Below are 12,175 nucleotides of genomic sequence, written 5' to 3'. Positions count from 1 at the left end.
TCAGTTCAGGCTGGCGCGCGTTGGGTCTTGTTGCAGCAGATCGCCCCAGTCGGTGCGATAGGCCATCTCGGCCAGCACGGTTTCAGGCAGGAATTCCTGATTCTGACGGATCTGCCAGCCACCACCCAGCCCCTTGTAGACCGCGACCAGATTGCTGGACACTTCCTGCCGTGCCTGGATCAGGTTGGCCTGAGACCGCAATAATGCAGTTTGGGTGTTCAAAATACGAGAGTAACTGGCAGCACCATCCCGGTATTGATCAATCGCAATTTCTGACGCTTTGCGTGAGGCGGCGACGCTGTTTTCATAGAATCCCACCTGCTTGCGGGATTGGGCATAGGCCACCATCGCGCTTTCAACCTCGGAATAGGCGGTCAGGACTGTGTTCTGGTAGTTGGCGATCAGTGCCTGATAGGCCGCATCCTGTGCCCGGACGTTGTTCTTGATCCGACCGTAGTTCAGCACATTCCAGACCACGCCGGCATTGGCTAGCCCGGTTGTGCTGGCCGACGAAAACAGATCTCGCCCGCCAGAGGCCTGCAGCCCGATTGCGCCGGACAGAATGAATTGCGGGTACAGGTCTGCCAGCGCTATTCCAACTTGCGCCGATTGGATGGCAGCCGCCAATTCAGCCGCGCGCACATCCGGGCGGCGGCGCAACAACTCGGCAGGGACGCCAACGGCCACGTTGGACCGGGCTGACGGGATGCGCCCTGAATTGCCCAGAAGGCTGGTCATACGCGACGGGGTAGTTCCCAGCAGAACGGCCAGCGCATTCTTGGCTTGTTGCAGATCGCTTTCAATCTCGGGCACCAAGGCTTTGGTGTTGTTCAACAAAGCCCGCGACTCCTGAACGTCCAACTCGGTCGTCACGCCATTATTGAACCGCAATTCGGTCAGGTCTGCGGATTCCTGCTGCAGCTGGATGTTCTCGCGCGCCACCGCCAGGGATTCCTGCAAAGCGCGGATATTGACATACAGCGCCGCCACATCGCCAGTCAGTGTCACCAGTGCGTCGTCATAATTGGCCACTTGCAGGGCCAGATTAGACCGGGCGGCCTGAACACCGCGCCGTTGCTGGCCCCATATGTCCAACTCCCACTGCGCGTCAAAGCCAACCTGCGAGGTCGAAAATTCGGTATCCAATGGGATAATCCGGTTGATATCCGCAATCGGATTTAGGTTCTCACTTATTTGCCGCCGTTGGATCGAACCGCCGATGGCTTGGGATTGGGGGTAAAGCTCTCCGAAAGCGATGCCCAATTGTGCGCGGGCCTGTAGAACACGGGCACCCGCGACCTGCAGATCGAGGTTCTGGGCATAGGCCTGAGCGATCAGCTTGTTCAAGGTCGGATCGTTGAATGTCTGCCACCATTTCACCACCGGCGCGCTGCGCGAGGTCAGACCGCTTTGACCAGTGCTGGGGCTGTTGACCTCGATCCATTGCTTGACGACCGGAGAGTTCGGCCGCACGAAATCCGGGCCAACAGGCGTGCAGCCCACCAGCAGTGCCGCACAAAGGGCTGTGCCCATCAGTCTGCTGTAAAGTCTGGCCCGTGCCATGATGTCAGTCCTCAGATATCCAGGGGTCGGATGAAGTTGGCGAAGGAATACAAACGGATATTGATACGCCGCAGGAACTCAAAGCTTTTGCCTTGTCCGGTATAGATTGCCACCGCTGCATGCCCGCCCGCAGGGAAGGTATGCTTGTCGGGGATGTCGACCGAGATTTGCACCGCAATGCGCCCCGGCAGTTTGGGCAGTTCAAAGCCGGGCAGGCGGCCAGAAGGCAGGTACTGTCCTTGGCGCGTTGCCCACCAGATAGCCTCGACCTTGCCGGTCAAAATCTCTCCGGGGTAGAGATCGAGGGCAACCTCGACCTCTTGGCCGGGTTCGACAAACTTCAAATTCTGTTGACGGTAGGTTGCCAGAATATAGGGGTTGTCCTTGGTCACAAAGCTGGCGATCGCGCCCAGTCGGATATCTCCTACGACAAGTCCAGGGCGGGCCTGTTGTGACACGATCATCCCGTCTTCGGGCGCATAAATTGTCGTGTTCTCCAGAAAATACTCAGCTTTTTCCAGCTGTGCCTGCGCTTGCAGGATACCCGTGTTCACCCCGTCGATCTGCGAATTCAGGGCAAGCTGAGCCTTTTCTAGATTGGCTTCGGCCTCTTTGACCAAAGCCTGATCCTCGGTGACCTGTTCGTCCCATCGGTCGAGCTCATCCTGACGCGCACCGCCAGCGGGCACGAGGTTCTCATAGCGCGCCTGCTGTGTTCGGGCATATGCCAGCTGCGCGTTGGCTCGTTCAATGGCCTCGGAGGCAGCAATCACGTCCTGTTCCAGGATTTTGGCGTTCTGTTCAGCCGCGACCAACTGGGCTGTGGCTTCTTCAACCTCAAGCGCAAATACAGTGTCGTCAAAGCGATAAAGCGGATCGCCCTTCTTTACCTCGGTATTGGGTTCCACCAGCACCTCGGTCAGTATCGTCGGTTCAGTCAGCCGGGGCACAATCTGAATGGTCGAGCGCACAACATGGCTGTCGATCGAGAAGGGCTGAAAGAACCGCAACGCGACCAGAAAGATCAGCAGCAGATGGGCGCCAACCCAGAACGAGACGATCCCCCAAGTGATGTTGAATTTCAGCCATTTAGCTTTGAAGAAAATGAACCAGACGAAAATGATGTAAAACAGCGTAATGCCGAGGGCGACAAACATATTCTGTGACTTCCTTTGGCTTTAGCTTTTCTGCGTCTCGTCAGGATCCAGCGGATCGCGGTATTCTTCGGTCAATTCGCCCCCCAGTCGTTTGATCTCTTTGCGCACTGCGTCACGTTCATCTTCGGGCAAGCGGCGAATATCGACTGTGGTTCCGTCGTGGAAGGCCCAGATAAACGCGTGCACCCAGGGAACGATGGCCAGAAATCCCATCCATCCCATGATTTTTACGGCCTCGGCGTGGGGGTGGTTGCGTTTGATCGCAATACGTCCGGGCAGCCCCATGATGAACAGAAAAAGCCCCATGACGGCGCCCAGCAGAAGAATCAGCGCCACAAATGTCAGATAGTCATAATAGCCCAGCGGCTGCCCCAGTAATCCCATGCTCGCGCCTCCTTTGGAAGGTTGTCTCATCCTCAGTTGTTGGTGTCCAGTTCGTCAATCACTTTATGGTTGAACGTAGGGTCTAGGCGTGGCTACCCAGATTGCCGCTTGACCGAAGCTGACAGAAAAACCCGCTTTGGTCAGCCGCACAGTACCAGTCGGGTGCCCCATTCGGCGCATTTACTGGCCAACTCATCCGGCAGTGGGAAATCAGTATAAAACACGTCGACCTCAGACATTGACGCGATCCGGGCGGGTGCGGTCCGTTGAAACTTGGACTGATCCGCTACTAGACAAGTTTTGCGGGCCTGCGCGATGATGGTTTGGCTGACCCGCACTTCCTGAAAGTCGAAATCCAACAAATCACCTTCGGTATCCAGGGCAGAGCATCCAATGATCGCATAGTCGAACTTGAACTGCTCTATCGTCGAAATGGTCAGATTGCCGACCAAACCCCCATCCGAGCGGCGCAGCACACCTCCAGCCACAACGATCTGGCAGTTTGGGTTTTCGACCAGAATATTGGCGACGTTCATATTATTAGTCACCACCATCAGGTCCTTATGGGACAACAATTGCCGAGCGACGGCTTCGGTCGAGGTGCCGATATTCATGAACACTGACGCCCCGTCAGGAATATCCCGCGCGCATTTTTGAGCAATCAGCGCCTTGGTTTCCGCGTTCAGGGCGCGGCGGTCTTCGTAGCCGATGTTGGACACGCCAGACCGCAGAACAGCGCCACCATGCACACGATCAAGCTTACCCATATCCGCCAGTTCTGACAGGTCACGGCGAATGGTTTGGACCGTCACGTCGAACCGCGTCGCCAAACCGTCGACCGTCACACGACCGTCCTGCTTGGCGATGCTTAGGATGTCAGACTGGCGAAAGGATAAGGACACTGTTGGCTCCAACCGGGTTGTATTCGTTTTTGTTCTATTTTTCAGGTTTTGCAAGTGATCCATGCCGAATTCAGCAAAATAGTCATAACAAATGTGTTCCTCGGATGCAAAAAGCGAAAAAAAACGAAAAGAGACATTGACGAAACGAGGGGCCGCGCGGTTAATGAGCGCGCGTTTTCCACAACGGGGAATCACTGGGATATGGACCAGAAGAACACGCAGGTCACAGACCTGTTCATCATAGGCGGTGGAATCAACGGATGCGGTATCGCACGTGACGCAGCGGGGCGTGGTTTGACTGTCACGCTGGCTGAAATGCATGACCTTGCATCGGCAACGTCCTCTTCCTCGACCAAACTGTTTCACGGCGGCCTACGCTATCTTGAATATTTCGAATTCCGCCTTGTCCGCGAAGCGCTGATCGAGCGCGAGACGTTGTTGCGTGCAATGCCCCATATCAGCTGGCCCATGCGCTTTGTGCTGCCGTATCACAAAGATATGCGTTTCGATTCCGAAACGCCGACGTCGCGTTTGCTAAGCTTCTTCATGCCGTGGATGCGCGGTCGTCGGCCTGCGTGGCTTATCCGTCTGGGGTTGTTTCTGTACGACAACCTGGGCGGCCGCAAAATCCTGCCGGGAACGTCGTCGTTGAACCTTGCATCCTCACCCGAAGGTACGCCTCTGCAGGACAAGTTTCAGACGGCCTATGAATACTCCGACTGTTGGGTTGAAGACTCCCGTCTGGTCGTTCTCAATGCCCGTGACGCCGAGGCGCGCGGGGCCAATATTCTGGTGCAGACCGAAGTGCTGTCCGCCAAGCGTATTGAAGGGTTGTGGGAGATCACGATCCGTGACCGAGAGTCCGACGAAACCCGGGTTGTGTGGTCAAAGATGCTGATCAATGCGGGCGGTCCCTGGGTGGGCGATATCATCCAGACCAAAATCCATGTGAACTCACGCGAGGGCGTGCGGTTGGTGCGGGGCAGTCATATCGTGACCCCCCGGCTGTTCGATCATGAAAAATGCTATTTCTTTCAGGGTGAAGACGGGCGCATCATCTTTGCCATCCCGTACGAGCGCGATTACACCCTGATCGGCACAACGGATCAGGAACACGCCGACCCGTCCGAACCCCCGATCTGTACAGAGGCCGAGCAGGATTATCTGTGCGCCTTTGCGTCGAAGTATTTCAAAAAGCCCGTGACGCGGGACCAGATCGTCTGGACCTATTCCGGTGTGCGCCCTCTGTACGATGACGGAGCCAGCAGCGCGACAGCCGCGACCCGGGATTACACGTTGAAAGTAGATTCTACCGGCGGGGCACCGGTGCTGAACGTCTTTGGCGGCAAGATCACCACATACCGCCGGCTTGCAGAACACGCGCTTGAGAAAGTTGCCAATCACTTCCCTGACCTTCACGGCCCGTGGACGGCTGGCGTTGCTTTACCCGGCGGTGATTTTCCGGTCGATGGTGTGCAGGATCTGGTGGCGGGATTGGAGGCTGACTATGCCTTCTTGGATCGTGCCTGGGCCGAAAGGCTTGTCCGCGCCTATGGTACCGAAGCGCGCGTTATTCTGGGCGATGCGAATTCTGACAAGGCGTTGGGTGAGAACTTTGGCGCGTCTCTAACTGCGCGGGAGCTAGAATGGCTGATGGACAAGGAGTATGCGCGCAAGGCCGAGGATGTCGTCTGGCGCCGTAACAAACTGGGACTGAAGCTGAGCGCCGAACAGATCGCCCACATTGACGAGTGGATGGATCAGCGTCGATCTTAGGCAGCAGCTTGACCGGGTAAAAACAAAGCCCCGCCATTGAGGCGGGGCTTTTTGATTCAGACGGGTTCTTCGGTAGGTCCAGGATCGTTTTTTGTTCCCTTGATCCACTCTCTAAGACTTTGCATCAGCGCATAGAGCACTGGCACCAGAATGACGCCAACCAGTGTGGCTGCCAGCATCCCGCCAAAGACGGCCACACCAATGGCTTTCTGACTGGCCGCGCCCGCGCCATTCGCGGCCAACAGCGGCACAACGCCCAGCAAGAAGGACAGGGCGGTCATCATCACAGCGCGGAACCGCTGAAACGCGGCCTCGGCAGCGGCATCTTTGATCGACAGTCCATTGGCCCTTTGCTCCATCGCAAATTCAACAATCAGAATGCCGTTTTTCGAGGCCAGCCCCACAAGCATGATCATCCCGATCTGCGTATACAGATTGATATCACTACCCACGATGGCCACGGCGGCCACCGCCCCGAACAGGGCAACAACCACCGAAAGCAGGATGGAAACCGGCAGTGACCAGCTTTCGTATTGCCCAACAAGGAACAAGTAGCCGAACAGAATTGCCAACCCAAGGATCACAACCACCAGGCTGCCCGAGGCCAGCTGCTGCTGTGCTGTGCCGGTCCATTCAAACGCATAGCCCGGGGGCAGGGCGTTTGCGGACTCTTCGGTCATGACATTGATCGCGTCTCCGCTGGACAGGCCCGGCGCAGGCACAGCGGTCACGGTCGCCGACCGGAACAGGTTGTGCCGTTTTAGCAAAACCGGACCCAGCACGTTTTCGACATCGATCAGCGTTCCCAGCGGCACCATATCGCCCTGCGTAGACCGCACATAGAGGTTCGAGATGTCTTCGACGTTGTCGCGATAAGTGCCGTCGGCCTGGATCATCACGCGGTAGACCCGACCGAACAGGTTGAAGTCGTTTACGTAATACGAGCCCAGCTGCGCCTGCATGGTTTGGAAAATCTCGGCCACGGACACTTGCAGCGTCTTGGCCTTTTCCCGATCCAGATCGACAAACAGCTGTGGGACGTTGGCGCGGAAGGTGGTATAGGCCTGACCGATCTCGGGCCGCTGGTTCGCTGCATAGACAAACGATCCCACGGCCGAGGCCAGATCCTGTGGCGTACCGCCTCCGGTTTGCTGAACCTCCATTTCAACCCCGGCAGACAGGCCGAGACCCTGAATGGGCGGCGGGTTGAAAGCCACGATCGAGGCCGCGGATTCACCATTGGCGATGGCCAGGACCTTGGCCAGAATGGCATTCGCGCTCAGATCCTCTTCCTGGCGGTCATCCCAGTTTTCCAGGTTCACAAAAACCGTAGCGCCGTTGGTGGTCGTGCCGTTGAGAATAGAAAACCCATTGACCAGAACCGTGCTGGCCACGCCCGGAATCTCTCGTATTTGATCATCAACCCGTGCGGAAACCGTTTCTGTCCGTTCTAGGGTTGCGGCATCGGGCAGTTGAATGTCAACGAACAGGTATCCGTTATCCTCAAGCGGAATAAACCCGCTGGACGTATTGGACATGATCGTGCCGGTTCCCATGGCGAGGGCCACGATTATCCCCAGTGCAACCACCGGCAGGATCAGCATCTTGCGCACGATCGCGACATACCCGCTGCGCACTGTTCCGATGAGGTTTTCGAACATGGCCAGCACCCCTTTGGGAGGGCCAGAGCGCGCGCGCAGCACCAGCCCACACAGGGCGGGTGACAAGGTCAGCGCGTTGATCGACGAGATCACCACAGCGGTTGAGATGGTAACAGCGAACTGCGAATATAATCGCCCGGAAATGCCGGGCATGAAGGTTACCGGCACGAACACCGCCAGCAGAACCAGTGTGGTTGCGATGACGGGGCCGGTGATTTGTCCCATCGCTTTGCGAGTCGCCTCGGCTGGGGGAAGGCCTTCGTCCGCGATGATGCGTTCAACGTTTTCAACAACAACAATGGCGTCGTCCACCACGATCCCGATAGCCAGCACAAGCGCGAACAATGAGATCGTGTTCAGGGACATCCCAAACGCCAGCAAAAAGGCAAACGTTCCGATCAGAGATACTGGGATCGCAACGGCAGGAATGATCGTGGCTCGCCAGCTGCCCAGAAAGACAAACACAACCGAGATCACCAAAATGAAGGTTAGCATCAGGGTTGTGACCACGTCATTCAGGGATTGCTCGACAAAGTCGGTGGTGTTGAATGGTACCTGGAATTCGACATCCGTCGGGAAGGAACGGGACAGGCGGTCCAGCTCTGCCTGAACCCGTTCGGACACGGCCAGCGCGTTCGCTCCGGGGGCCTGATAGATGCCCAGAACCGTTGCCGGAACGGCTTGGAAATAGCCCGATGCGGAATAGAACTCTGCGCCCAGTTCAACGCGCGCGATATCCTTGACCCGTACGATTGATCCCGCGTCACCGGTTCGGATGACGATGTCGCCAAATTCGGCGGCCGAGGTCAGACGGCCTTTGGTCTTGATAGTATATTGAAACGTCTGCCCCTCTGGCACAGGTGGCGAACCGATAGAGCCGGCGGAAACTTCGATGTTCTGCTCTTGGATCGCGCTGATGACGTCACCGGGCGTGATGGACAAAGCCGCCATCTGATCCGGGTCCATCCAGATCCGCATGGCGTATTCCAGATTGGTCAGAACTTCGGCTTTACCAACACCCTGAACCCGGGCCAGCGCGTCTTTCAGGTTGATTGACGCGTAGTTGGACAGAAACACGCTGTCATACGTGCCTTCAGGTGAGGTCAGCGTCACCAGCAGCAGCATGTTGGTTGACGCTTTTTGCGTGACCACGCCGGACGATGTCACTTCGGCGGGCAGTGACGACATGGCCTGAGCCACACGGTTTTGCACGTTGACCGAGGCAATATCAGGATCAGTGCCGACCTCGAATGTAATGTTCAGTGAATATGAACCGTTATCTGACGACGTTGACGTCATATAGATCATATCGTCCACACCGTTTACCTGCGCTTCAATGGGCGCGGCGACGGTGTTTTCCACCGTCTCGGCATTGGCGCCGGTATAGGTGGCCGTGACGCTTACAACCGGCGGTGTGATATCCGGGAATTGGGCCACTGGCAGAACTAGGTAGCCGATGCCGCCCATGATGGTCAGGACCAGCGAAATGACAAGCGCCAGCTTGGGCCGGCTAATGAACAGGGCGGAGAACATCAGTTATTCTCCCGGCTGTTCAGATGCGACGACCGCATCTACGGCAACACCCGGGCGCACGCGTTGCAGGCCCTCGACGATGACACTTTCGCCTTCGCGCAGGCCATCTTTGACGATGATGGCAGTATCTACGGTATCTCCGGTGGTGATGTAGCGCTGTTCGACCATTTGCTGGTCGTTAACTACCAGGACGAACTCGCCCCGTTGATCCCGCTGAAGCGCGGCCTGAGGGATAAGCACCTCTAGCGTCGGCTCCAGCGCTTCGATGCGCACGTTCAGAAACGCCCCGTCGATGATCAGTCGGTCTGTGTTATCGAACTCGGCGCGCATTGTGATGGCACCAGTCAGGGGATCAATCCGGTTGTCGACAAAGACGATGGTCCCGGACTCGTCCAGTTCTGTTCCGTTAGGCAATGTCACGCGAACAACCGGGCTCTTGTCGCTTTCGGACAGCGACGAGGCGCTTTCGCCAATGGTTTCAAGAACGGTCGTAAACTGTTTCTCGTTCAGGGAAAAATTGACGTAGATCGGTGCCTCGCTGACGATATTGACCAGCGGAGGGTTGGTTGGACCGACAATATCCCCGACACTGATTGCGACCCGCCCGATACGACCCGTGAAAGGGGCGTGGATTTCAGTATAGCTAAGGTCCAGTTCGGCCTGCTGGATCGCTGCTTTGGCGGCCTTGACCTCAGCTTCGGCCACCAGTTCGTTGGCGCGCGCGATATCACGCTCAGATTCTGGCGTGGCGTCGCGTTTATAGAGCTCTTCCTTTCGGGCCAGATCAACCTTGGCCAGTTCCAAATTGGCTTCGGCCCGGTCCAGATCGGCGTTTCTCGCCTCTAGCGTCGCCTGATATAGGTCAGGTTCGATGGTGAACAGCACGTCGCCTTCTTTTACCAACGCACCGTCTTCAACGTTCTGGGTTTCCAGGAAACCGCTAACGCGGGCCACGATATCGACCTTGTCCAGCGCTTCGGCCCGTCCGATGAATACGGCCTCTTCGGTGATTTCCTGCGAATAGGCGGCAGCGATGGAAACTTTTGGCGGCGGCGCGTCGCTTTGGTCCTGGGCTGAGGCGGTTTGTGTCAGTCCCATGCAGATTGCTGCGGCAGCGGGCCAAAGAAACCGGGTGACCGAGGGGCTGTGACGGAAGCAGGAAAACGTCGATGCAAGGGACATAGAAATTGCCTCGTTGAAGTAAATTTTACCCGGCCCAGACCACCGATCGAGACCCGAGTCGCCGGAACTTTGGATCAGGATGGCGGGTTTAGACGTGTTTCTCAACCTTGTTTACACTGTAGGCCTGAATACGAAGGCTGAAATTATTCTGACATCGCGCAGGTTTATCCACGTATCCGCGCAACATGAGTGTGCGAATTGGAACCAGACGGCGATTGAGATTCAACCGGATGGTGCTACAAAAAAGGGGGGCAAACTGCCCCCCGAATTTCGACTGTAAAGCGGTGTGTCAGTCGCGTGTGCCCGCGAACCGCGTCTGCCAATCCTCACGCTGGTCATCGGTGATCTTGGCGAACAGAACCTCTGGCACTGAAAATTCATGACCAGAGGGCAGGGCGCCCAGCGCAGCGGCGACGTCCTCGGGCCAGCTGGTGTCCAGCGTGTTCATAGCGCTCAGCATCCGGGCCGAGGTTTCCGGGATGAACGGCGCACTGAGCACTGCATAAAGCCTGATCAGGTTCAGGCCCAGACGTACCTGAGCCGCCGCCTGTTCGGGGTCTTCCTTGAATACCGACCACGGTGCTGCGGCTTGCAGGTATTCGTTGCCCGCAACCCAGATCGCCCGCAGTTCCTGAGCGGATTTACGGACTTCCATCGCCTCCATGTGGCCTTCATAGGCGCGGACGCGTTTGGTCAATTCGTCGATCAGTGCCTGTTCGCGTTCGCCATAGGTGCCGCCTTGAGGTACGGCCTCAGAGAATTTCGAACGACAGAACTTGGTGATCCGGCTGACAAAGTTGCCCAGAACATCAGCCAGGTCCTTGTTCACCGATTGCTGGAAGTTCTCCCACGTGAATTCGCTGTCACTGCTTTCGGGCGCGTGGCTCAGAAGCCACCACCGCCAGTAGTCAGCGGGCAGGATGTCCAGCGCCTGATCCATGAACACGCCGCGCCCCTGAGAGGTCGAGAACTGGCCGCCATCATAGTTCAGGTAGTTAAACGATTTCAGGTGGTCGACCATCTTCCACGGCTCACCCGAGCCCAGAATGGTCGCTGGGAAGCTGAGTGTATGGAACGGTACGTTGTCCTTGCCCATGAACTGCACATAGCGCACGTCTTCGGCACCTTTGTCGGTGCGCCACCAGCGTTCCCACTCGGTATCGGGCTTGCCGGAGGCGTCGGCCCATTCCTTGGCGCAGGCGATGTATTCAATCGGCGCGTCGAACCAGACGTAAAAGACCTTGCCCTCCATGCCCGGCCAGTCCTGATCGCCTTTCTTGACCGGCACACCCCAATCCAGATCACGGGTGATGCCGCGATCCTGCAGCCCGTCACCGTCATGCAGCCACTTTTTAGCAATTGATGTGGTTAGGATCGGCCAATCAGTTTTGCTGTCGATCCAGGCGTCCAACTGATCCTTCATCGAAGACTGGCGCAGATACAGGTGCTTGGTCTCGCGCACTTCCAAATCTGTTGAGCCCGAAATGGCCGAGCGCGGCTCGATCAGGTCGGTTGGGTCCAGCTGTTTGGTACAGTTTTCGCATTGATCGCCGCGAGCGCGGTCATATCCGCAATTGGGGCAAGTCCCTTCGATATAGCGGTCCGGCAGAAAGCGGCCATCGGCGTGGGAATAGACCTGCTTCTCGCTGACTTCTCGGATCAAGTCCGCCTCGTCCAGCCTGCCGGCAAAGTGCTGCGTCAGGGCTTTGTTCTGGTCGCTGGACGAGCGGCCAAAATGATCAAAGCTCAGGCCAAAGCGTTTTGCGATATCCGCCTGCACGCCGTGCATTTCGGTGCAGTATTCAGCGACGGGTTTGCCCGCCTTGGCCGCCGCAAGCTCGGCCGGGGTGCCGTGTTCGTCAGTGGCACACAGGAACATGACCTCATTCCCCCGGCCACGCTGGTAACGTGCGTACAGATCAGCAGGCAATTGCGAGCCGATCAGATTGCCGAGGTGCTTGATCCCGTTGATATAGGGGATCGCCGAGGTGATGAGAATCCGAGCCATTTTGCGTTT

The 12,175-nt window shown here is 57.2% G+C and carries 8 protein-coding genes; 1 reads left to right on the top strand and 7 read right to left on the bottom strand.

Annotated features, from left to right (window positions below):
* From SJY13_RS05160 to SJY13_RS05145, 4 genes are all read right to left on the bottom strand, one after another.
* Positions 1-1,563, bottom strand: coding sequence for an efflux transporter outer membrane subunit (locus SJY13_RS05160; RefSeq protein ID WP_085821669.1), 1,563 nt, complete (start codon positions 1,561-1,563; stop codon positions 1-3).
* Between the two features lie 11 nt (positions 1,564-1,574).
* The gene (locus SJY13_RS05155) at positions 1,575-2,720 is read right to left on the bottom strand and encodes an HlyD family secretion protein (RefSeq protein WP_085821668.1); all 1,146 of its coding nucleotides are present in this window, start codon (positions 2,718-2,720) and stop codon (positions 1,575-1,577) included.
* A gap of 21 nt (positions 2,721-2,741) precedes the next feature.
* Positions 2,742-3,104 (bottom strand): DUF3302 domain-containing protein, encoded by a 363-nt coding sequence (locus SJY13_RS05150; protein ID WP_377188505.1) that lies wholly within the window; start codon positions 3,102-3,104, stop codon positions 2,742-2,744.
* 140 nt (positions 3,105-3,244) lie between these two features.
* On the bottom strand, positions 3,245-4,006 hold the full coding sequence (locus tag SJY13_RS05145) for a DeoR/GlpR family DNA-binding transcription regulator (RefSeq protein WP_377188502.1): 762 nt from the start codon (positions 4,004-4,006) through the stop codon (positions 3,245-3,247).
* Positions 4,007-4,207: 201 nt separating this feature from the next.
* Here SJY13_RS05145 and glpD point away from each other — a divergent pair, with 201 nt between their 5' ends.
* On the top strand, positions 4,208-5,782 hold the full coding sequence (gene glpD, locus SJY13_RS05140) for a glycerol-3-phosphate dehydrogenase (protein WP_377188499.1): 1,575 nt from the start codon (positions 4,208-4,210) through the stop codon (positions 5,780-5,782).
* Between the two features lie 56 nt (positions 5,783-5,838).
* On the opposite strand, the gene SJY13_RS05135 is transcribed toward glpD, so the two are convergent.
* The 3 genes from SJY13_RS05135 to metG form a co-directional block, all read right to left on the bottom strand.
* Complete coding sequence (locus tag SJY13_RS05135) at positions 5,839-8,976, bottom strand: efflux RND transporter permease subunit (RefSeq protein ID WP_377188497.1); 3,138 nt, start codon at positions 8,974-8,976, stop codon at positions 5,839-5,841.
* Between the two features lie 3 nt (positions 8,977-8,979).
* On the bottom strand, positions 8,980-10,074 hold the full coding sequence (locus tag SJY13_RS05130; RefSeq protein WP_377193567.1) for an efflux RND transporter periplasmic adaptor subunit: 1,095 nt from the start codon (positions 10,072-10,074) through the stop codon (positions 8,980-8,982).
* A 373-nt stretch (positions 10,075-10,447) separates the two neighbouring features.
* Positions 10,448-12,166 (bottom strand): methionine--tRNA ligase, encoded by a 1,719-nt coding sequence (gene metG, locus SJY13_RS05125; RefSeq protein ID WP_377188495.1) that lies wholly within the window; start codon positions 12,164-12,166, stop codon positions 10,448-10,450.
* Between the last annotated feature and the right edge of the window lie 9 nt (positions 12,167-12,175).

The sequence above is a fragment of the Ruegeria meonggei genome, from assembly GCF_042768335.1.
Classification (GTDB): Bacteria; Pseudomonadota; Alphaproteobacteria; order Rhodobacterales; family Rhodobacteraceae; genus Ruegeria; species Ruegeria meonggei.
This window is presented reverse-complemented; position numbering and strand designations above follow the sequence as displayed.